This is a genomic window from Thermococcus sp. GR5 (assembly GCF_012027535.1).
Classification (GTDB): Archaea; Methanobacteriota_B; Thermococci; order Thermococcales; family Thermococcaceae; genus Thermococcus; species Thermococcus onnurineus.
The window spans coordinates 161,545-182,940 of the sequence record NZ_SNUN01000003.1; the positions used below are offsets into that span (position 1 = coordinate 161,545).

Annotated in this window: 24 protein-coding genes; 17 read left to right on the forward strand and 7 right to left on the reverse strand. The window is 53.7% G+C overall.

Features of this window, described 5'->3' with window-relative positions; genetic code table 11:
* The first annotated feature begins 42 nt into the window (after nucleotides 1-42).
* Genes shyB through E3E33_RS04385 form a run of 6 tightly spaced genes read left to right on the forward strand, consistent with a single transcriptional unit; the run spans nucleotide 43 to nucleotide 5,124 of the window.
* Complete coding sequence (gene shyB / locus E3E33_RS04360; RefSeq protein ID WP_167711023.1) at nucleotides 43-1,047, forward strand: NAD(P)-dependent hydrogenase/sulfhydrogenase 2 subunit beta; 1,005 nt, start codon at nucleotides 43-45, stop codon at nucleotides 1,045-1,047.
* Nucleotides 1,044-1,919 carry an NAD(P)-dependent hydrogenase/sulfhydrogenase 2 subunit gamma gene (shyC, locus tag E3E33_RS04365; protein WP_167711021.1) on the forward strand — a complete coding sequence of 292 codons (876 nt, stop codon included), beginning with the start codon at nucleotides 1,044-1,046 and terminating at the stop codon, nucleotides 1,917-1,919. Before shyB ends, shyC begins: the two co-directional genes overlap by 4 nt.
* A complete protein-coding gene (gene shyD / locus E3E33_RS04370; protein ID WP_167711019.1) occupies nucleotides 1,916-2,656 on the forward strand; it encodes an NAD(P)-dependent hydrogenase/sulfhydrogenase 2 subunit delta in 741 nt (246 codons plus the stop codon). The genes shyC and shyD overlap by 4 nt, the downstream gene beginning before the upstream one ends.
* Nucleotides 2,653-3,900: an NAD(P)-dependent hydrogenase/sulfhydrogenase 2 subunit alpha gene (shyA, locus tag E3E33_RS04375; RefSeq protein WP_167711017.1), complete on the forward strand. Its 1,248-nt coding sequence runs from the start codon at nucleotides 2,653-2,655 to the stop codon at nucleotides 3,898-3,900. The genes shyD and shyA overlap by 4 nt, the downstream gene beginning before the upstream one ends.
* Before the next feature lie 47 nt (nucleotides 3,901-3,947).
* Nucleotides 3,948-4,271, forward strand: coding sequence for a tRNA-binding protein Pbp11 (gene pbp11 / locus E3E33_RS04380; RefSeq protein ID WP_167711016.1), 324 nt, complete (start codon nucleotides 3,948-3,950; stop codon nucleotides 4,269-4,271).
* A gap of 10 nt (nucleotides 4,272-4,281) precedes the next feature.
* Nucleotides 4,282-5,124, forward strand: coding sequence for a TatD family hydrolase (locus tag E3E33_RS04385; protein ID WP_167711014.1), 843 nt, complete (start codon nucleotides 4,282-4,284; stop codon nucleotides 5,122-5,124).
* On the opposite strand, the gene rtcA is transcribed toward E3E33_RS04385, so the two are convergent.
* Nucleotides 5,121-6,155, reverse strand: a complete 1,035-nt coding sequence (rtcA, locus tag E3E33_RS04390; RefSeq protein ID WP_167711012.1) for an RNA 3'-terminal phosphate cyclase — start codon at nucleotides 6,153-6,155, stop codon at nucleotides 5,121-5,123. The genes E3E33_RS04385 and rtcA overlap by 4 nt on opposite strands.
* A gap of 93 nt (nucleotides 6,156-6,248) precedes the next feature.
* On the opposite strand from rtcA, the gene E3E33_RS04395 reads away from it, so the two are divergent.
* Complete coding sequence (locus tag E3E33_RS04395; protein ID WP_167711011.1) at nucleotides 6,249-6,839, forward strand: hypothetical protein; 591 nt, start codon at nucleotides 6,249-6,251, stop codon at nucleotides 6,837-6,839.
* On the opposite strand, the gene E3E33_RS04400 is transcribed toward E3E33_RS04395, so the two are convergent.
* A complete protein-coding gene (locus E3E33_RS04400; RefSeq protein ID WP_167711009.1) occupies nucleotides 6,820-7,674 on the reverse strand; it encodes a hypothetical protein in 855 nt (284 codons plus the stop codon). The two genes, E3E33_RS04395 and E3E33_RS04400, sit on opposite strands and share 20 nt — an antisense overlap.
* A 78-nt stretch (nucleotides 7,675-7,752) precedes the next feature.
* On the reverse strand, nucleotides 7,753-8,265 hold the full coding sequence (locus tag E3E33_RS04405; protein WP_167711007.1) for a metallophosphoesterase: 513 nt from the start codon (nucleotides 8,263-8,265) through the stop codon (nucleotides 7,753-7,755).
* 108 nt (nucleotides 8,266-8,373) lie between these two features.
* Between E3E33_RS04405 and E3E33_RS04410 the strand changes: the two genes are divergently transcribed.
* The 10 genes from E3E33_RS04410 to E3E33_RS04455 all read left to right on the forward strand — a co-directional run bounded on the left by E3E33_RS04410 (nucleotide 8,374) and on the right by E3E33_RS04455 (nucleotide 19,096).
* Entirely contained in the window at nucleotides 8,374-8,868 is a 495-nt protein-coding gene (locus E3E33_RS04410) for a hypothetical protein (RefSeq protein ID WP_012571001.1), read from the forward strand.
* Nucleotides 8,868-12,341, forward strand: a complete 3,474-nt coding sequence (locus tag E3E33_RS04415; RefSeq protein WP_167711005.1) for an LAGLIDADG family homing endonuclease — start codon at nucleotides 8,868-8,870, stop codon at nucleotides 12,339-12,341. The genes E3E33_RS04410 and E3E33_RS04415 overlap by 1 nt, the downstream gene beginning before the upstream one ends.
* A 68-nt stretch (nucleotides 12,342-12,409) precedes the next feature.
* Nucleotides 12,410-12,841 (forward strand): translation initiation factor IF-2 subunit beta, encoded by a 432-nt coding sequence (locus E3E33_RS04420; protein ID WP_012570999.1) that lies wholly within the window; start codon nucleotides 12,410-12,412, stop codon nucleotides 12,839-12,841.
* Between the two features lie 149 nt (nucleotides 12,842-12,990).
* The gene (locus E3E33_RS04425) at nucleotides 12,991-14,559 is read left to right on the forward strand and encodes a carboxyl transferase domain-containing protein (protein ID WP_167711004.1); all 1,569 of its coding nucleotides are present in this window, start codon (nucleotides 12,991-12,993) and stop codon (nucleotides 14,557-14,559) included.
* A gap of 10 nt (nucleotides 14,560-14,569) precedes the next feature.
* A complete protein-coding gene (locus E3E33_RS04430) occupies nucleotides 14,570-14,956 on the forward strand; it encodes an OadG family protein (protein WP_012570997.1) in 387 nt (128 codons plus the stop codon).
* Nucleotides 14,957-14,958: 2 nt separating this feature from the next.
* Nucleotides 14,959-15,423 carry an acetyl-CoA carboxylase biotin carboxyl carrier protein subunit gene (locus tag E3E33_RS04435; protein ID WP_167711003.1) on the forward strand — a complete coding sequence of 155 codons (465 nt, stop codon included), beginning with the start codon at nucleotides 14,959-14,961 and terminating at the stop codon, nucleotides 15,421-15,423.
* Nucleotides 15,424-15,429: 6 nt separating this feature from the next.
* Nucleotides 15,430-16,557 (forward strand): sodium ion-translocating decarboxylase subunit beta, encoded by a 1,128-nt coding sequence (locus E3E33_RS04440; protein WP_012570995.1) that lies wholly within the window; start codon nucleotides 15,430-15,432, stop codon nucleotides 16,555-16,557.
* 83 nt (nucleotides 16,558-16,640) lie between these two features.
* Nucleotides 16,641-17,483 (forward strand): CBS domain-containing protein, encoded by an 843-nt coding sequence (locus E3E33_RS04445; protein ID WP_167711142.1) that lies wholly within the window; start codon nucleotides 16,641-16,643, stop codon nucleotides 17,481-17,483.
* Between the two features lie 36 nt (nucleotides 17,484-17,519).
* Entirely contained in the window at nucleotides 17,520-18,521 is a 1,002-nt protein-coding gene (locus tag E3E33_RS04450) for a homoserine dehydrogenase (protein ID WP_167711002.1), read from the forward strand.
* A 50-nt stretch (nucleotides 18,522-18,571) separates the two neighbouring features.
* Nucleotides 18,572-19,096 carry an ASCH domain-containing protein gene (locus tag E3E33_RS04455; protein ID WP_012570992.1) on the forward strand — a complete coding sequence of 175 codons (525 nt, stop codon included), beginning with the start codon at nucleotides 18,572-18,574 and terminating at the stop codon, nucleotides 19,094-19,096.
* Here the strand turns inward: E3E33_RS04455 and E3E33_RS04460 are convergent.
* The 4 genes from E3E33_RS04460 to rrp42 form a co-directional block, all read right to left on the reverse strand.
* Complete coding sequence (locus E3E33_RS04460) at nucleotides 19,093-19,728, reverse strand: ZPR1 zinc finger domain-containing protein (protein WP_167711001.1); 636 nt, start codon at nucleotides 19,726-19,728, stop codon at nucleotides 19,093-19,095. The two genes, E3E33_RS04455 and E3E33_RS04460, sit on opposite strands and share 4 nt — an antisense overlap.
* A 69-nt stretch (nucleotides 19,729-19,797) precedes the next feature.
* Complete coding sequence (locus E3E33_RS04465) at nucleotides 19,798-20,196, reverse strand: cell division protein SepF (RefSeq protein WP_012570990.1); 399 nt, start codon at nucleotides 20,194-20,196, stop codon at nucleotides 19,798-19,800.
* 52 nt (nucleotides 20,197-20,248) lie between these two features.
* Nucleotides 20,249-20,545 (reverse strand): hypothetical protein, encoded by a 297-nt coding sequence (locus tag E3E33_RS04470; protein WP_167711141.1) that lies wholly within the window; start codon nucleotides 20,543-20,545, stop codon nucleotides 20,249-20,251.
* Nucleotides 20,546-20,585: 40 nt separating this feature from the next.
* A complete protein-coding gene (rrp42, locus tag E3E33_RS04475; protein WP_048055007.1) occupies nucleotides 20,586-21,395 on the reverse strand; it encodes an exosome complex protein Rrp42 in 810 nt (269 codons plus the stop codon).
* Between the last annotated feature and the right edge of the window lies 1 nt (nucleotide 21,396).

Consider the following 21,396-nt stretch of genomic DNA (forward strand, 5'->3'; position numbering starts at 1 on the left):
AAACTGTATATTATAGAATGCCATATAACGGAGGCAGTGTATTTGAGATATGTAAAACTATCATCTGAGAACTTTAGCTCATTTTTTGAATCTCTAAGGAATTGGGGCAAAGTCTACGCTCCCATCAAAAGAGGAAGCATTTACACATTCCAAGAAGTTCACGAGCTAGGAGAGATAGAACTCAACTATACAAGGACAATGCTACCTCCAAAAAAGTTCTTCGTGAGGCCAAGGGACGAAATTCTTCGCCTGAAGAACGGTCGCTGGGAAAATGGAACCGACGCAGAGCCGATAGTTCTCTTCGGCCTCCACTCCTGCGATATGCACGGGCTCAAGATTCTCGATAAGGTCTATCTCGACGAGCCCGCCGACCCGTACTACAAGGCGAGGCGCGAGAAAACCTTCATAGTTGGGATAAGCTGCATGCCCGACGAGTATTGCTTCTGCAAGAGTCTCGGCACGCACTTTGCCATGGACGGCTTTGACCTCTTCCTACACGAGCTTCCCGACGGATGGCTCGTCAGGATAGGAAGTGTGAGGGGACACGAGGTAGTCTGGGAGAACGGTGAGCTCTTCGAGGAGGTGACCGACGAGGACTTGAAGCACTTCAAGGAGTTCGAGGAGAGGCGCGCAAATGCGTTCCAGAAGGAGATCCCGCAGGAAGGACTCGCAGACATGCTCGATTTGGCCTACAACAGCCCGGTCTGGAAGGAGTACGCCGAGATATGCCTGGCCTGCGGCAACTGCAACATGGTCTGTCCTACCTGCCGCTGCTACGAGGTCTGCGATAAATGGATCAGCGCCTACGACGCCGTCAGAGAGAGACGCTACGACTCCTGCTTTATGGAGAACCACGGACTGGTTGCCGGAGGCCACAACTTCAGGCCAACTAGACTCGACAGATTCAGGCACAGATACTACTGCAAGAGCTACTTCGATCCCTCCTCGGGTTATAACTGCGTAGGTTGTGGAAGGTGTGACGAGTTCTGCCCGGCGAAGATAGAGCACGTCAAGGTTCTTGAGGAGGTCAGGGGGTCGCTGAGATGAGCGAGAATCCACATCAAACTTACGATGCGCGCATTCTGGAAGTGAAGGACCTAACACCTAGGGAGAAGCTCTTCACGCTCCGCTTCTTAGACCCGGAAATTGGCGAACACTTCACATTCAAGCCCGGCCAGTTCGTCATCGTCGATATACGGGGCTTCGGTGAGTTCCCCATAAGCCTCTGCTCCTCACCAACGAGAAAAGGATACATTCAGCTCTGCATCAGAAAAGCCGGAAGGATGACCAAGTTCATCCATCAGATGAAAGAGGGAGAAGTGGTGGGCATCCGCGGGCCCTACGGCAACGGCTTCCCGATGGAGAAAATGGAGGGCTCGAATCTAATCCTGGTCGCCGGTGGACTCGGTATGGCACCCCTCCGCTCGGTTCTCTGGTACGCGATAGACACCGGAAAGTACGAGCACGTCTGGCTCCTCTACGGCACCAAAGCCTACGAGGACATACTCTTCCGCGACGAGATAATCCACCTGCTGAAGCACGGCGACGCGGTTGGCTGCAGCGTAAAGCTCGCCTATGAGGTCGAAAGCCCCTCGTGCATCTACCCCGAGCGGGGCTTCTCTGACAGGGTGTGCAAGGGTGTCGTTACCGACCTCTTCCGCGGGGAGGAGTTCGACGTCGACAAGGCTTACGCCCTCATCTGCGGACCGCCGGTTATGTACCGCTTCGTCATCAAGGAGCTCCTAGACAGGAAACTCTCGCCGGGCAGGATATACATGACCCTCGAGAGGCGCATGCGCTGCGGAATAGGCAAGTGCGGCCACTGTATAGTGGGAACAAGCACCTCCATAAAGTACGTCTGCAAGGACGGCCCCGTCTTCACATACTGGGATGCTCTCTCCACGAGGGGGTTGATATGATGGACAAGCTCAAGTTGGCCGTCTTCGAGCTTACCGACTGCGGCGGTTGTGCGCTGAGTATTCTCTTCCTCTACGAGAAGCTGTTTGACCTGCTCGAGTTCTACGAGATAACGGAGTTCCACATGGCGACCAGCCTAAGCGAGGGGAGCCACTACGACGTGGCCCTCGTAACCGGAACGGTCTCAAGCCAGCGCGACCTAGCGCTCCTCAAGGAGGCAAGAAACCACTCCGACTACCTCATAGCCCTCGGAACCTGCGCAACGCACGGCTCGGTTCAGGCTAGCGTCGAGGGGAGCATAAGGGAGAAGCTGAAGAGGGTTTATGGAGACGAGGGCAACCCGATGAGGGCGCTGGACTCAAAGCCCGTCGTTGAGTACGTCGCCGTCGATTTTGCCCTCCCAGGCTGCCCCTACGACAAAAATGAGGTCTATCAGGTTCTGATAGACATAGCCAAAGGCATTGAGCCGGTAAAGAAGGATTATCCCGTCTGCATTGAGTGCAAGCTCAACGAATACGAATGTGTTCTCGTGAAGAAGGGCCTTCTGTGCCTAGGTCCGATAACCTACGGCGGCTGCAACGCTGCTTGTATACGCTCCGGGCTGGGATGCATAGGCTGCCGCGGGCCGTTGCCCGGCGAGGTGAATCCTGCAAGCGAGTACGAGATACTCAAGGATCTGGGCTACGATGACGACTACATCATCAGGAAGTTCAAGACCTTCGCGAGGTGGGAGCCATGATAATCGAGTTGAGGGAGTTCACGAGAGTTGAAGGCAACGGCAAAGCCGAGATAGTTGTCGAGAACGGTGAAGTTAAGAACGTCAGGCTCAAAATCGTTGAAGGGCCGCGCTTCTTCGAGTTGCTGACTTTGGGAAGGCATTATTATGACGTTCCAGACTTGGAAGCGAGGATATGCGCCATATGCTACCTCTCACACAGCGTCGCCTCGGTTCTGAGTATAGAGAAGGCCTTCGGAGTTGAAGTTTCGGAGGAGATAACCCTTCTGAGGGAGCTCGGCCTCATCGGTGAATTGCTGGAGAGCCAAGCACTTCACTTGTACCTGCTCGTTGCTCCGGACGTTTTCGGCTATCCTGACGCGATAAGAATGGCTACCAAACACGGCGAGCTAGTGAAGGAGGGATTAGCTCTAAAGGCATTTGGAAACAGGATAAGGGAACTCATCGGAGGAAGGGAGATCCACGGCATAAACGTTAAACCCGGTGGATTTGGCAGGTATCCGACGGTTGAGGAACTTGAAAACATCGAAAGGGAGAGTAAAGCCCTTTTGAGACTCGCGAGGAGAGCGGTGAGGTTATTCGCTTCGTTCGAGCCTTACGGCGAAAAGGCGGAACACTTTGTTGCGACGGACGGCTACCTCCTGGGCGACAAGCTGATTTCCGATGAGGATGGCTCTTTCCACTACATGGAGAGAATAGAGGAACGTTCCCTGGTTTACAGCTTCGCAAAGCAGAGCCGCTATAAGGGTGAGCCCTTCTTCGTTGGCGCACTGCCGAGGCTCCTGCTCAAGGCGGAGATGCTGACGCCCACAGCGAAGAGACTCTTTGAGGAGCACAGAGAAAAACTTGCTACAGGTTACGTCAGCTACAACAACCTCGCTCAGACCATAGAGCTCGTCTACGCGCTTGAAAGGGCGGGAGAGATAGCAAAGAAACTCCTCGACAAGGGCATAAAGGGGGAGAACGTTCCCGTTGAAGTCAAAGAAGGCGAGGGCATCGGCTACGTCGAGGCTCCCAGGGGAGTGCTCATACACCACTACCGCATAGACGGCTCTGGAAAGGTCGTTTACTCAAACATTATAACGCCCACGGCCCTCAACCACGCCATGATGGAGCTCAGCCTGCTGAGGGAAGCCAAGAGAGGTTACGGCGAGCTCGATGAGGGCTCGCTAATCCAGAGGCTCGAGGAGACTGTGAGGGCCTTTGATCCGTGCATATCCTGCTCGGTACACATCGTGAAGCTTTAGCCGGCAATCTTTTTATCTCCTCTTTTCCAATCCCTCTGGGGGAGAGCATGGGATTCCTGAGCAGGCTGTTCGGTGGGAAGAAGGAAACCGGTACTGAGGAAATTCAGATAGTCTCAAGGAAGCCGGTTGGAAAGTTCCATGTTGAAAAGGTCTTCCACATCATGGGACGCGAAACCCTCGTGGGGACCGTGGAGAGAGGAGTAATCTATCCCGGCTACAAGGTGAAGGGAAAGAAAGCCGCAGTGATTTACAGGATAGAGAAAGGTAGAAAGGCTGTGGATTTTGTCATCGACGGAGACAAGGCTGCACTCATTCTCGAGGGAAGTACTAAAGCGAAAGAGGGAGATACCCTTGAAGTCTATCAGTCGTGAGGTGAGGGAAATGATCATCCTCGATGACCACTTCCACGTTGATCCTTTCAAGGGCCTGTTTCTGGAAGCTGTCGAGCAGTTCCACAGAGCTGGCGGGACTCACCTGATGGTGGTCTACAAGACAGCCCACGACTACGGCTTCCCGGGAATGAGCGCAGAGGATTTCATCAAAGCCATGGACTTCCACATCGAGCTTGTGGAGAAGATAAACAAAGAAACACCTGTAAAAGCATACGCCGTCGTCGGCGTCCATCCAGCGGAGTTCGTCTACCTTGCAGAGAAAAAGGGCCTCGAATATGCCAAGAACGAAGTGATGAAGGCCTTAGAATACGCCCAGAGGCTCTGTCTCGAAGGAAAAGCGATAGCCATAGGCGAGATAGGCAGACCCCACTACGAGGTTCCACCCGAGATCTGGGAGGCGAGCATCGAGCTGATGAAGTACGGGATGAGCTTGGCCAAGGAAGCCGACTGCGCGGTCCAGCTCCACACGGAGAGCTTCGACGAGGCCAAGTTCCGCGAGCTGGGCGAGATAGTCAAGGAGGTCGGAATAAAGCCGTACAGAGTCGTCAAGCACTTCTCGCCGCCGCTGGTGAAGATTGCCGAGGAAGTCGGTGTCTTCCCGAGCATAATCGCGAGCAAGAAGAACATTGCCGAGGCCATCAAGCAGGGCAACCGCTTCATGATGGAGACGGACTACATAGACGACAAGCGCCGTCCCGGAGCCGTTTTGGGGCCGAAGACAGTGCCGAAGAGGACAAAGGCCTTCCTCCAGAACGGCCTGTTCACGGAGGAAGACGTTTACAAAATTCATGTGGAAAATCCAGAGAAGGTTTACGGGATGGAGATGCCTTAAAGTTCGGCCTTTCTCACAACCCTCACCCTTCCAGGCTCTCCAACCTCTCCCTCCACCTCGAAGATCTTGCCCAAAAACTGCTCCACGACCCAGACGTTCGTCACGAGGTGGTTCGTTATCTCGGCAACTTTTATCTCGCCTCCTGCGAAGGCCAGGAATGGTACCAGCTGGTCGCCAAGGAATCTATCAACCGCGGCCCTGCTCGTTAGCTGCTCCAGAAGCTCATCCGCCGCTTCCCTGCCCACTGCTTCAGCAGGCTTTCCGCGCTTTCCGAGGGCGTCTCCACTGAGTCTCAAAACGTCCGTCTCGGCCCATACCACTATCCCACTACCCGGCCCGAGGGAACGCGAGACTTCTTCATATATATTAATAGGAACATCGTAAAACTCACTCAACCTCTCCCTAGCGGCCTTCGCCTGCCTACTCGCCACGTGCTCCGGGAGGTTGGTAGCGTGGCTGATGCCACCAAATAGCTCTATATGCCTCCACTCCAAAGCAACCAGAGGCTTTCTCTCCTCCCACGGCTCGACCCTGCCGACCACCAGTCCGCCGCCTTTGGGATAGTGTCCCCTGCGCTTGATTTCAATCTCGGCCCTTAGACCCATCTTTTCCAGCGCGAAGAGGGTAACGTGCCTGAGGTAGTCCACCGGCGGCGACCAGGGGACGTCGGTTCCGCCCGTTATCTCGAAGCTCCCACCGATGAAAGCCATCGCCGGAAGCAAAGCCTGGAGGACGAGGGTTACACTGCCAGCGGTCTTTATCGGTACGCGGATGTGCCTTGGCCTAGCCCTGCCAGGGTAGAATTCGAGAACCGTTGAGCCGACCTGGGCCCCCTTAACCTTAGCGCCGCTCAGCTCCTTCAGAGCCAAGATGCCATGCATGTGCTGGGGCCTTAAACCCGGGTTCGGCCTGTTTATCCTGATGTTGATTATCTTGAGGGGCTTTCCAGTGAGGACAGATAAGGCCACGCTCGTCCTCAGTATCTGCCCCCCTCCCTCGCCGTAGGAACCATCTATGACTATCATGCTCATACTTTCTCACCATGACTAAATTCCCGGCTTGGGCTAAAAAGCTTCACCCAAAAGGCTTTTACAATTGAAAACCAAATTCACAACGGTGGAAGTATGGACGAGCTGGAGTTCTGCCTGAAGAGCCTGAGTTATCCCCTTGGGATGCTCCTTGAGAGGTTGGAAAGAAGAAACGGCAAAGTGGTAACTGTCTCAAAGGAAACACTCACCCTCCCGGAAATCCCCTTCGTGGTGAAGTGCTACTTAACAGCCGTAGCGCTCTTCGAGAGCCTCGACATCGTCGATAAGAAGCGCCTGGGCGACGACTACAAGGCCATCGAGGAGTTCAGGCTCAAGATACTCCACTCGAAGCTTGGGGAGGGTGTTGCCGAATACCTCACCGACCCGGGGAGATACCTCCTGATCAGCGAGCACTTGGCAATAGACTGGCTCGAGTTTGAAAGGCGGGAGGAAAAGGTTAGGCCATACCTCGAGCGGCTGAAGGAGCTCAGAAATGAAGTGAAAGAGCGTTCAGAGTTTCTCAAGAGGACAGACTTCTTAGAAGAGCTGGGCGTTGACGAGGGTCTGCTCTTAAGATATCTCGCTGAGGATGAGAAGTTCAAAGAGCTAATAAACGCCGCACTGGGCAAACACAACCCAGAGTTCAAGGCCATGGTGGTTCGTTACTTCAAAGCTCTCCGAGGTTGAGTCTCACTGCGAGTCCCAGAGCATCTTTTTCGCTCAGCCCCTTCTTTTCCATCAGAGCCCTAACGAGCTTTGCGAGGGCTTCAACATTCCTAAGGTTGAGCCTCTCGGGAGGATAGCTGAGGAAGTATCGAGAATCGACATCGAAGCCAAGCCGTTGGGAAAGCTCCGCCGTGAACTCCTCAACGGTCAAGGGTGGAAGTCTTAGAACCACCGGAAAGTCGAGAGGTGCGTATTTTTTCAAATCTTTAGTCTCGACGATGAGGGGGTAATCCCTCTCTCCGCTCAGTAGTTCGACTACTCTCTCAACTGGCGGCTCCCTGAGGAGAAGTGCATTTTCCGGGAGGAACTCCGACAGCTCAACCCCACGGAGGTTCTCGACGATGGCATCTAGTCCAAGAGAAAGGGCCTCAAGCTCGTCCACAGGTCCCTCTATTTTGACCTTCCGGGATTCCTTGGTGGCAGTTTCAGGGGCTATCCTCTCGTAGAGGGTCTCGCTGACGAGGGTGAACTGATAGAGCCTCTCAATGTTCTCCAGGTAGAGGACGCCGTTCGAGAGTAGCTTAAGGCCGAGCCTCGCGAGGGCGGCGCTGAGCGAGCCTTCCGTCTTTGTCGTTATGGCCTTTCTCTCCCCGACTTCCTCATGGCCGCGGCTGACGAGGCGGTAGTCCCCGGGAAAGAGCCCCCTAGCGTTGAAGAACTTTTCCAGGGTTTTCTTCGCTATCTCCTCGCTGACCGCGTAGACCTTGATGAACTCGACGTTCTCCCATCTGTCCACGCCTATTAAGACCACCGCATCATGCCTTTCCCGGGGAACTAAAACATCTTCCATACTCATCGCCAGGCCCTTCTCCTGATTCTATCCTCCAGAGGTTCTCCAAAGGCGCTCGTCAGAGACGTTCGTTAGAGACGCTCGCTAGAGACTCATGACCCCGAGCAGTTCACCCGTTTCAATGTTCACTATTCTGACTTCCCTCTTCCTCGTGTCCAGCAGTGCAACGCTCTTAATGCCGGTAATGTAACCGCAGACCTCACCGGGATTTATCAGTATCGTCCTGCCGTCCTCCCTGATCTCGTAGCGGTGTGTGTGGCCAACGACTACAACGTCGTAGAGCCTGCTCCTCGCCAGGGCCCTCACTATCCTCTCGTCCGTACCGTGGGTGACCGCTATTTTCATACCATCAGCCTCGATTTCAAGTATCTCGTCGGCGATTCCCAGCACTTCATGGAGACCCTTTTTCTCACCATCGTTGTTTCCGAAGACTCCCTTAAGCGGGGCTTTGAGCTTCTTGAGCTCCTTCGCCACAAACGGCGCCACGTAGTCGCCAGCGTGAATCACCAGCTCGACGTTCTGCTCGTTGAAGAACTCCACAGCCTTCCTTACCGCCGGAAGGTTATCGTGGGTGTCGCTCATTATTCCTATCAGCATGCTCCCACCGGGTTAATTTTGGAAGGCTGAGCTTATAGCCTTAACCCACCCACAGCCATAAGGTTAATAGACCCAAGGGAGTAGGCATACATTCGAGAGGGTGATGTCATGTTCACAGGGAGGGCAATAATAGCCGTTAAAATCCTCCGCCCCTTCGGGGACTGGAACGCCGGCGATATAGTGCTCATCGAGGACTGGAAAGCGAAGGAGCTGTGGGAAGCGAAGATCGTGGAGGTTATCGATGAGACCGACAAGGTTATAGGCGAGATAGACAGGGCAATAGCCGAGGAGAGGGAGAACGAGCCCCTCATGCCCCTTCCGGCCGGCCTCTACGAGAGGGCGGAGTTCTACATGTATTACCTCGAAAACTACGTCAGAATGAACGCCGGAGATAACATCGAGACTATAAACGTCAAGCTCACCAAGCTGGCCAACCTGAAGAAAAAGCTTGAGCACCTCAAGGCCATACGCTTCAAGAAGATACTCAACTCCGTCATGCTGAGGCCGAACAGCCTTGAGTTGCTCTCCAGACTTTCCCCCGAGGAGAGGAGGATATACCTGCAGCTGTCGAAGATTAGAAACGAGTGGCTGGGTGAGGGCTGATGGACAGGGAGGACATGATAGAGAGGTACGCGAGATTTCTGCGTGAGTACGTCGATGACAACGGCAATGAGGTTTATCTGAACAAGCTTAAAGACCTGCTCACGGTTACCCCAAGGCGCTCTCTCTCGATAGACTGGACTCACCTCAACTCCTTTGACCCCGAATTGGCAGAAGAACTTCTCAAAAACCCCGAAGATAGCATTTTGGCTGCCGAGGATGCCATCCAGATAGTCCTCCGCGAGCCCCCCCTTTTGAAGGAGGAGGAGTTTAAGGTTCACGCGAGGTTTTTCAACCTTCCAAGGACGCTCCTCGTTAAAGAACTCGGCAGCGAGCACATAAACAGGCTCATACAGGTTGATGGAATCATCACGCGCGTGAGCGAGGTCAAGCCATTCGTTGAGAAGGCCGTCTTCGTCTGTAAGGACTGCGGCAACGAAATGGTAAGACTGCAAAGGCCCTACGACAACATAGTCAAGCCGAGCAAGTGTGACGCCTGTGGGTCAAGAAACGTTGAGCTCGACGTCGAGAAGAGCAGGTTCATCAACTTCCAGAGCTTCCGCCTTCAGGACAGGCCCGAGAGCCTCAAGGGTGGCCAGATGCCGAGATTTATTGACGCAATCCTCCTCGACGACCTCGTTGATACCGCCCTGCCAGGCGACAGGGTTCTCGTCACGGGAATACTTCGCGTAATTCTCGAGCAGAAGGATAAGCGGCCGATATTCAAGAAGGTTCTCGAGGTCAACCACATCGAGCAGCTCAGTAAGGAGATAGAGGAGCTTGAGATTACTCCTGAGGACGAGCAGAAGATAAGGGAGCTGGCAAAGAGAAAGGACATCGTTGATGCTATTGTCGATTCGATAGCCCCGGCAATCTGGGGACACAAGACCGTGAAGAAGGGCATAGCTTTGGCACTCTTCGGTGGCGTGCAGCGGGTTCTCCCTGATGGAACTAAGCTGAGAGGAGAGAGCCACGTTCTACTGGTTGGAGACCCGGGTGTTGCGAAGTGCGTTGATTATGACACCCAGGTTGTTCTGGCCGACGGGAGCTTAGGGAAGATAGGTGAGCTTGTGGAGGGGGCAATTAGGAGAGCCAAAAAAGAGGGAACCCTCGGCAGGGTTGACGACGGCTTCTACGCTCCAATAGACCTTGAGCTTTACGCTCTAGATGCCAAGACGCTCAAAGTGAAAAAGGTGAAGGCTAACATAGCCTGGAAGAGAACCGCGCCCGAGAGAATGTTCCTCATAAGGACCGCGAGCGGAAGGGAGATAAGGGTAACACCAACTCATCCATTCTTTGTCTTTGAGAATGGGCAGTTCAAGACAAGAAAGGCTGAGGAACTAAAAGCGAGCGACTTTATAGCAGTTCCACGCATCATTCCGATTGCTGGGAAGCCTACTAGGCTTTGGGACATTGAGATAGAAAAGCCCAAAACTGCCAAGAGCAAGTTAAAGCTTCCTGAATTTGCGGACGAGGAGTTCTGGTACGTTATCGGCCTACTGGCCGGGGAGGGCTACGCACAGAACAGAAACGGTAGTGCTACGATATTCTTTACGAACAACGACGAAAAGCTGATTCAAAAGGTCTACGAATACTTCAGAAAGCTCGACCTTAACCCAACGATTAGAAAGGCTCATAGAGGTAAATCGGCGAAAGATGTTTACGTGAGCAGCGTTGAGTTCTTCAGATTGTTTAAACGTCTTGGAATCGCGGAGAACTCTTCAAAGAAAAAAGTACCATCCCAGATATTCTCCGCAAGGTTGGAGGACATCAAAGCGTTCCTTCAGGGTTACTTTGACGCAGAGGGAACAGTTGATAGAGCCAGACCAAAAATCACAGTGGTTTCAGCATCGCTGGAACTCCTGAGAGGTGTCCGGCACCTTCTTTTGAGGTTTGGAATAAAATCACAGCTGCACGCGACAAGAGGCATAGCCACAAACGGAAAGATGAAGGAGGCAAAAACGTACTACCGCCTGGTCATAACGGGCAAAGATGTCATAAAGTTCAGAGAGACCATCGGTTTTGGAGTTGAGGAGAAGGCAAAACTCCTCGCAAAGGTTACCAACGGGATAAAACTGAACACCAACGTTGATGTTGTTCCGGGCGTCTCGAAGCTGCTCAGAGAACTCCGTGAATCAGCAGGACTAAGACAAAAGGACCTAGGAATAAACCGCTCCACTTACCTGCACTATGAACGGGGGGATAGGCTGCCCAGCAGGGAAAAGCTCAAAATCGTCGTTGAAACACTGAAAGAGAAGTCGCCTGATGCCCCCAAAAAGCTCAAAGTACTTGAACTGCTTGCGGACTCCGATATCTTCTGGGACAGAGTCGTCGAGGTCAGAGAATACAAGCCAGAGCATCCGTGGGTCTACGACCTCCAGGTGCCGGAGCACCACAACTTCATAGCCAACGACATCTTCGTCCACAACAGCCAAATTCTCCGCTATGTTGCCAATTTGGCGCCGAGAGCGATTTATACGAGTGGGAAGAGCAGCTCTGCCGCCGGTTTGACAGCCGCAGCCGTCCGTGACGAATTTACAGGTTCGTGGGTTCTGGAGGCTGGTGTTCTGGTTCTCGCCGATGGCGGATTTGCCCTAATTGACGAGTTCGACAAGATGAGCGACCGTGACAGGAGCGCTATACATGAGGCACTCGAGCAGCAGACAATCAGCATTTCAAAAGCGGGTATCACAGCGACACTTAACTCCAGAACAACGGTTATAGCCGCCGCCAATCCAAAGTATGGCAGATTTAACCGCCACAAGTCCCTTCCGGAGCAGCTAGACCTCCCACCGACTCTGCTGAGCCGTTTCGACCTTATATTCCTCCTGCTGGACGAGCCGGACGAGAAGATAGACGCATCTATAGCCGAGCACATACTCAAGGTCAGGAGGGGAGAGGCCGAGGCGGTAACGCCCAAGATACCCTACGACCTGCTCAAGAAGTATATAGCCTACGCGAGGAAGAACATCCACCCGGTTTTGAGCAAAGAGGCGATGGACGAGATAAAGCGCTACTACGTCCGTATGAGGAAGGGCTTCAGAAAGAGCGGTGAGGACGAGGGAGTGCAGCCGATTCCAATTACTGCGAGGCAGCTGGAGGCACTCATACGTCTCAGCGAGGCCCATGCGAGAATGCGCCTGAGCGAGACCGTGACGAGGGAAGACGCCAGAGCGGCGATACAGATAATCGAGGAGATGATAAGAAAGATAGCGACCGACGAGGAGGGGACACTGGACGTTTCGATCCTCGAAGTCGGCAAGAGTTCCAAGAAGATAAACAAGATTGACAAGCTCATAGACATCATCAAGAGCCTTGAGAGTGAGGGTGAGTTCGGCGCACCGGAGGACAAGGTAGTGGAAGCGGCGAAGCAGGCTGGAATTGGAACGGAGAACGAAGTAAAGAAGCTCATCAACGACCTCAAGAGGGACGCGAGGATATACGAGCCGAGAGCCGGCTTCTACAGGGTGCTCTGATTTTCTCGATTTTCCCCACGCCAAAAGGTTATAAACGGCTCTGCATACTTTAAGTGGAGGTGAGGAAAGTGAGCGAGAAGAAGGTTGACTTTTACGATTTCGAAGGCTTACTCGATAAGGCTTACGAGGAGCTCCCAGAGAACGTTAAGCATCACATCTCGAGGTTTGAGGTTCCCGCCGCCGTAGTCACGATAGCCGGAAACAGGACTATAATCGAGAACTTCATGGACATAGCCGAGGCCATGAACCGCGACCCGAACCATCTTCTCAAGTTCATCTTGAGAGAGGTGGCAACGGCCGGAACACTAGAGGGAAGAAGAGTTGTCCTCCAGGGACGCTTCACACCCTACCTGATAGCCAACAAGATGAAGAAGTACCTCAAGGACTACGTTATCTGCCCGGTCTGCGGCTCACCAGACACCAAGATCATCAAGAGGGGACGCTTCCACTTCCTCAAGTGCGAGGCCTGTGGTGCAGAAACTCCGATTGCACACCTCTGAATCCGTTCTACCTTTTTCTACTTCACCCCTTTTGCTGCTTTCAACATCTAAGAATTTTATCAACTCCTCAACGGGCAGTGGAGCAAAAACCCTTTTAAACTTTACAAACTACAACCACCAGACACTCTCAGCTGTTAGGGGGAGTTCTCATGAGCATGGAGGAAAAGGTTAACGAGCTGTACGAACGGAGAAAAAAGATTCTTGAGATGGGCGGCGAAAAGGCCGTCGAAAAGCAGCACGCTAAAGGCAAGCTCACAGCGCGCGAGAGGATCGAGAAGCTCCTCGACCCGGGAAGCTTCGTTGAGATCGGCATGTTCGTCAAGCACAGAGGAACGGAGTTCGGTCTCGATAAGAAGGAACTGCCCGCGGATGGTGTCATCACCGGCTATGGAACCATCGATGGAAGGCTTGTCTTCGTCTATGCCCAGGACTTCACCGTCATGGGAGGTTCCCTCGGCGAGATGCACGCTGCTAAGATAAAGCGCATAATGGAGCTCGCCCTTGAGGCGGGAGCACCTGTAATAGGCCTCAATGATTCCGGCGGTGCAAGGATTCAGGAGGGTGTGGACTCCCTCAAGGGCTACGGTGAGATCTTCAAGATGAACACAATTCTCAGCGGTGTTGTGCCGCAGATCACCGCAATTATGGGTCCCTGTGCCGGAGGAGCGGTTTACAGCCCGGCGATAGGAGACTTCATCCTCATGGTGGACAACCCGTCGAGCTTCATGTTCATCACAGGCCCACAGGTCGTTAAAGCTGTCACGGGCGTCGAGGTTACACCTGTTCAGCTCGGTGGAGCCATGGTTCACGCCCAAAAGAGCGGACAGGCCCACCTCATAGGAAAGAGCGACGAAGAGGTTCTAGCGTTGATAAGACGTCTCATGAGCTACCTGCCGTCAAACAACATGGAGAAGCCGCCGCGTGTTAAGACAAGCGATTTGCCATTCAGGAAGACCGAAAGCCTGTACTCCATAGTTCCGGACGACCCGAACAAGGGCTACGACGTCAGGCAGGTCATCTACGAGATAGTTGACAGGGATGAGAACGGCAATCCGGACTTCCTGGAGATTCTGCCCTACTTCGCCCCAAACGCCGTTGTCGGCTTCGGAAGGATGAACGGACAGACGGTTGGTATAGTTGCCAACAACCCCAACTACTTCGCAGGCGTTCTTGACATAGACAGCTCCGACAAGATAGCGCGCTTTGTGAGAACCTGCGACGCCTTCAACATACCCATCGTCACGCTTGTCGACGTCCCCGGCTACCTGCCGGGCACCCAGCAGGAGTATGGTGGAATCATCAGGCACGGAGCCAAGGTCCTTTACGCCTACTCCGAGGCCACCGTCCCGATGGTGACCGTCATTCTCAGGAAGGCCTACGGTGGCGCTTACCTCGCAATGGGAAGCAAGCACCTCGGTGCCGACTTCGTCTTCGCCTGGCCGACCGCGGAGATAGCCGTTATGGGTCCTGAGGGAGCGGCCAATATCATCTTCAGGAAAGAGATTGCAGCGGCAGAGAACCCTGAGGAGGTCAGGCAGCAGAAGATACAGGAGTACAGGGACAGGTTTGCCAACCCGTACGTCGCTGCCGCGAGGGGATACATCGACGATGTCATAGACCCTGCCGAGACAAGGGCAAAGATAATCCTTGCCCTCGAGGCCATGGAGAGCAAGCGCGTCAAGCTCCCGCCGAAGAAGCACGGCAACATACCGCTGTGAGGTGTGGGACATGGTAACCATGGCCGAGTTCGTGGAGGGCCTCAACATAACCGCCCTCGGAGTGACGGTGGTCTTTGCCGTCCTCACCATTTTAGCTTTAGTCCTCTACTTCGTCGGCTGGCTCGAGAGGAGGCTCATAGATAGAGAAACTTCAGGAAAAGCCCCTATCCCGACGAAGGTCGAAGAAGTACCAAAAGTTAAGGAAGCAAAGCCGGAGATACCCCCGAGGGACCTAGCAGTTATTACCGCGGCTATTTTAGCATACACTGCCGAGAAGGCGGCCCAGCTGAGGCCCTTACCCTTCAAAAGGAAGGTTTCTGACTCTTGGCGCCTCTACGGCATCCAGACAACTATGGAAGATGTTGAGGACTTCAATTACGAGAAAGGGAAGTGGTGAAGATGGCTAAGGTTAAGGTCATCGTTGACGGTGTTGAATACGAGGTTGAGGTTGAAGAGCTTGGAATGGGCCGTTTTAAAGTCTCCTTCGAGGACAAGAGCTACGAGGTCGAGGCAAAGGGGCTCGGAATAGACCTGAGCGCAATAAGCGAGCCGGCAGCTACCCCAGCCCGCGTCAGCGCTCCTGCCGTTCCGAGTGCTCCCGTTCCGGTTTCAGCGCCCGCTGCTCCGGCCCCAGCGCCAGCTCCTGTTGGTGAGGGGGTTGTGACGGCTCCCATGCCGGGTAAGATTCTTAGAATACTCGTTAAAGAAGGTGATCAAGTCAAAACCGGTCAGGGACTACTCATCCTCGAGGCAATGAAAATGGAAAACGAAATCCCAGCACCAAAAGACGGAACAATAAAGAAAATCCTCATCAAAGAAGGCCAAACCGTCGACACCGGACAACCACTAATCGAACTCGGGTGATGGAGAATGGCCGGACTGGAGCAGGCAATAATCGAATTCATCGAGAGCATGGGGCTTCTCCATCTAACTGTTGGCAATGTAATAATGATACTCGTCGGTCTGATACTCGTCTATCTCGCCATCAGATATGAGATGGAGCCCCTGCTCCTCCTCCCGATAGGCATAAGTGCCGTCATCGTCAACCTGCCGCTCACAGGCATAACCGACGAACCACATGGACTGTTCTATCTTATCCACCACTACCTCATAAGCACAGAGATAGTGCCACTGCTGATATTCTTCGGACTGGGGGCGATGACAGACTTCGGGCCGATGATAGCAGACCCCAAGACGGCTCTGCTCGGCGCTGCCGCTCAGATAGGTGTTTTCGTTGCTATGCTGAGCGCGGTGCTGCTCGGTTTCACCCTGCCTGAGGCGGCTTCGATAGGTATCATCGGCGGTGCCGACGGACCGACGACCATATACCTCACCACCAAGCTGGCTCCACACCTTCTCGGAGCGACTGCCGTGGCGGCTTACTCTTACATGAGCCTCGTCCCGCTTATCCAGCCGCCTATCATCAAGGCCATGACCAGTAAAGAGGAAAGGAAAATCAGAATGGAGCAGCTCAGACCCGTCTCCAAGAGGGAGAAGATAATGTTCCCCATAATCACTGCTATCGTCATCAGCCTCCTTGTTCCAAGCGCCGGGCCGCTCATTGGAATGCTCATGATAGGCAACCTCTTCAGGGAGAGCGGCGTCGTTGAGAGGCTGAGCAAAGCTGCCCAGGAGGAGCTAATGAACATCGTCACCATCTTCCTCGGGCTTGGCGTCGGCTCAACGATGAGGGCTGAGACTTTCCTCACGGCGAAGACCCTTATGATACTTGGCCTTGGTGTCGTCGCCTTCGCCTCTGCAACCGCTGGAGGAGTGCTCCTCGGGAAGATTATGATGAAGCTTAGCGGCGGCAAGATAAACCCGATGATTGGAGCGGCTGGAGTTTCGGCAGTTCCAATGAGCGCCAGGGTTGTCCAGCGCTTGGCGAGTGAGGAAGACCCAGGGAACTTCATACTCATGCACGCAATGGGTCCGAACGTCGCTGGAGTTATAGGGACTGCCGTCGTCGCCGGAGTTCTTCTCTCAGTTCTAGGCTGACCTTTTTCTTCAAATTTTTGATGAGCCTAATGAAAACCTTAAATAGGAGAAGGACGCTTTAACCTAAAGCGGTGGTGAAGAAAATGCGTGTAAAGACTTTGATGACCCCCGATCCAGTGGTCATAAAGCTCCCGGCCACGAGGGAGTATGCCCTTGACCTCTTCAGGAAACACAAAGTAAGGTCATTCCCCGTAGCAAACAGAGAAGGCAAGCTCGTTGGAATAATAAGTATCAAGCGTGTTATGCTCCATCCTGATGAGGAGCAACTGGCAATGCTCGTCAAAAGGGATGTTCCCACAGTGAAACCCAATGATGACCTTAAGAAGGCTGTCAGAGCTATGCTGGAGAGTGACTACAGACGCGTAGTGGTAGTTGATGACGATGACCATGTTCTTGGCATACTGACAGTAGGGGACATCGTGAGGCGCTACCTGTCCAGGAACGAGAAGCTGAGGAGCGTTACGATAGAGAAATACTACCAGAAGAACGTCGGCGTTGTCTGGCGTGGAACGCCGCTCAAGGCCGCTTTGAAGGCACTCCTCCTCTGCAACGCGATGGCTATCCCTGTCATAGACGACGACGGCAACCTCGTTGGAATGGTCGACGAGACTGACCTCCTCAAAGACAGCGAAGTTGTAAGGGTTATGAAGAGCACAGCCCTGGCTGCCTCCAGCGAGGAGGACTGGATACTCGAGAGCCACCCAACTCTGCTCTTCGAGAAGGCCGAGCTGCAGCTCCCGGAGAAGCCAGTCGAGGATATAATGAATCCCGAAGTTATCATAGCCACACCACACATGAGTGTCTACGAGGTCGCCCAGAAGATGGTTCAGTACCACATCGAGCAGCTGCCCGTTATAAGAGGTGAAGGCGAGCTTGTCGGCATCGTCAGGGACATGGATATCATAAAGGTCATCCTAAACAAGTGAACTCTTCTTTTTCCCAACATTTTAGCGGGTGTTTCTATGGAGGTAAAGCTCTCTCTTTTCGGCTTCGGAAACGTCGGTAGAGCCGTAGCGAGGGTTCTTCTCGAAAAAGAGACCTTCTTCAAAGAGCGATACAGCCTGAGCTTTAAGGTGGTTAGCATAGCCGACACGAGCGGAACGGTGTGGCTCCCGGAGGGCATCGACCTGAGGGAAGCGCTCACCGTGAAGGAGACCTTCGGAAAGCTCTCGGCATGGACTAACGACTACGAGGTTTACAACTTCACACCAAAGGAGGCAGTTCAGGAGATAGACGCAGACATCGTTATCGACGTGACGAACGACAAGAACGCCTACGGGTGGCATCTAACTGCTTTGAGAGACGGAAAGGCTGTCGTTACGAGCAACAAGCCACCGCTGGCTTTCCACTACGCGGAACTGATGGAAGAGGCCAATAAAAGGAGCCTTCCCTATCTCTTCGAGGCGACTGTGATGGCAGGAACCCCAATAATAATGCTCCTCCGACACGGACTGATGGGGGACACCGTGGAGAGAATTGAAGCCGTCCTCAATGCCACAACAACCTTCATCCTGAGCGAGATGGAGAAGGGGTTGGACTTTGATGATGCTTTGAAGAAGGCCCAAAAGTTGGGCATAGCGGAGCGCGACCCGAGCGGCGATATATTGGGCATCGACGCCGGCTATAAAGCGACCATCCTCCACTGCCTCGCCTTCGAGCCTATAACGTTTGATATGGCGAGTGTTAAGGGCATCGTCGAGGTAACGCCCGGAGAGATTGAAAGGGCAAAAGCGAAGGGCAAGACAATAAGGCTCGTCGCCACGGTTGAAGAGGGGAGGATCGTTGTGGGGCCTAAAGAAATCCCGAAGAACAGTCCGCTCGCAGTTGAAAGCCACGAAAACGCGGCAGTGATAAAAACCGACCTCCTCGGCGAGCTTGTGATTAAGGGTGCTGGCGCAGGGCTGAAGGAAACCGCCAGCGGGGTGGTGAGTGATATTGTTATGGCGGCGCTGATGATGCGCTGAACTACCCAAACCTTTTTTAGTCCTACCGGAAGCCTAACTCCGGTGAGCTCATGGAGCACGTGATAGCGCTCCACCAGGTCTACGGCGAGCTGATATTCAGAGGCCTAAAGACGGTAGAGCTGAGGAAGAGCAGAGCTTTTGGCGAGGGGGACATCGTTTTCCTCTACATAGCGCGCGGAAACCCCTACGAGCTGAGGGACACGCTAAGGAGGCTCGGCCTTCACGAGGAGCAGACGCTGACCAAGAGGGGAACCATCGCCGGTGGCTTCGAGGTTGGAGAAGTCATTAAGGCTGATCTTGAGACGCTCTGGGAGATGACGAAAGATACGAGCGGTTTAACTCTCGTTCACGGCGAGAACGGGAAGAAATGGCTTGGACAATACATCAGGGACTACGGCTACGCCTTCACCATAGAAAGACCCTTCCTTTTCAAGGAGCCAATGAGCAGGGAGGAGATGAAGGAGCGCTACGGAATCCACGTAGAAGGTATAATTCACCTGTCAAGAAAAACAAGGAAGCCCTGGGTAAGGGCTTTGATAGAAGACCTCCTCGCAAGGGAGGCAGTCTATCTTTAATCGGAGTCCTCCTTTTCTCCCGTCTCCTTCTCTGGATCAACGATGACGTACGGCCCAAGGCTGAGGCTCTCGATTTCCTCCTGTGTTAAGAGCCTGCTCCTGACCTTCTCGCCTATCAGTGCACTGTTGCCGAGGGGATCCATGATTTTAACCGTAAGCGGCTTTTTGCCCTCTCTGACGTCCTCGATGTACTGGAGTATTTCATCAACCTTCTTGACGGCTTCCTCGTCGCCCTCCTGCTTCCTGAAGTCCCTGGCCATGAGGAGAGTCTCCCTGACCCTTTCAAGCACTCCCTCGACGTTGCTGACAAAGCCTTCCGCGGCCGGGCCGGGCTCTATCTTAACTCCTATCTCGTCGAGCTCTATGGTTCCGCTCTTGCTCCTGACAACGCGCGTGAAGAGATCCTTCTCCTCCTCCACCTTCATCGTGTAGAGCTTCGGCGGCCTGTCTTCGAGTATCATGACGTCGGCGTTTCTATAGCCGCAGCGCTCGCAGATTATCGTGGACTCCATGACCTTGCCGAAGTAAGGTATCTCGTGAACGTACTGCAGAGCCTTGAGCGTGCCTTTGCCGCCGCAGATAGGACAGTCACCGAGGCGAATCTCCTGAATCTCTCCCTCTCTCTCACTCATCTCACACCACCGAAGAATAGAACCCCTAAGCCCTTTATAAAATCATGGTATGGGAAAAAGAAAACCCCGTCACTTGGCTATCTTTATGTCCACAGGGGTCAAAATCAGCTTTATTTCGTGCTTGCAGATTTTAGCGGCCTGGCCGCCGAGGGCACTCACCATACCCTTTATCTGCTCCGCGACCTTCTCAAGAACCTCCGGCTTGACCTCGAGCGGGGTGAGGTCGACTAAAACGATGTTGCCGTTCTGGAGCTCCTCTGAAATCCTCTCGAGGTCGGCGTAGCTGGTGACGACGATCTTCTTGAGGTACCTGACCTGGGGCTTGACTAGCTCCTTAGCAAGAACATCCTCCTCAAGGGGTACGACATCAATGTCACGCCTTGGAGCAGCAACCTCCTTCTTAATAGCAGTGGGTGGCTTCCTCTTGATCTTTTCGTCCTTCTTTTTGAGGCTATCAAACAATCCCATAACCTGTTCCCCCCAGTTAATCGTAAGGCTGGATTAATTTGGGCATTGGTGTTTATATCTCTTTCTGAAATTTGGAAGGCTCTTCTTCCTTCTGCAACCTGAGGAGACCAAAAACGCTCAGGAGGAATGTGGCAAGAGCAAAGACCAGAGGGACGTATGTGTAAACATCCCACCCCCAGTTAAGGAAGGCGTTGTGGACCAGCCACACGGTCATGCCGAGTGCCCAGAGGGCGAGCGTGAGGAAGAGTTCCTTTTTCGAGTCACCCCTGAGGGCGAGCCTGAAGAACTGGATAATAAAGAGTAGAAACACGACGACCGCTATGCCGTTAACCAAAAGGGGCCCCTCCACAAACACCACCGGATAGTATGAAAACAAAAAAAGTAAAGGTTCACTCTGCTCCAACGGCCTCGAGAACCTTCTCCCTTATCTCTGCAGCCTTAGTGAGGGCAAGGTCTATGGCGTACATGACCTCTTCGAGCTTAAAGCTTCCGCCCTCACTCTTCTGGACGGATGATATCATACCGTTCTCGTCGGTGGTGATGGTTATCCTGCCGTCCATGACGAGCTCCTCGTCGAGATTAGGGTCAACGAGCAGATTTCCGCCGACCTTGGCTATTGTAACCGGAATCGGCATCTTGCTCACTGGCAGAGGCTCGTACTCGTCGAGTATCTGCACCTCGCCGCTCTCCTCGTCGTAGACCACCTTCGGCATCTTGGCGCTCATGAGCGCGGCGATAGCGCCTATTCCGCTGGCGTCGAGCAGGTTACCGTCGTGGTCAAGGACGTGCACATCAATAAAGACGACACGGACGAGCTTGCCGGGAACTATGACGAGCTTCTCAAGCTCAACCGCTCCGCTCTCCCTTATACCCCTGTCAACAACACGCGCAAGCTCGATGGCCCTCTCGTCCGGTGGTCCAGGCTCGAAGCTCGGTGAAGCGAGTGGGACGAGCTCGACGTTAGTGGTTATTACTCCCTTCTCTGGAAGGTCAGGGAACGGCTCACCCATGTCAACCTTGATTCCAACTAGAACCTGGGTGTTTCCGAGCTTTACCCACGCTGAGCCCTCGGCCTTCTCGATGACGTTGATCTTGATCTCCAGATCGCGGTAGTCCTCCAGCGAGCGACCGTCAACGCGCTTGCCCTCTTTGAGGAGAGCGAGGATGTGGTCGCGCATTATGCTGGCCATAACTTCCATC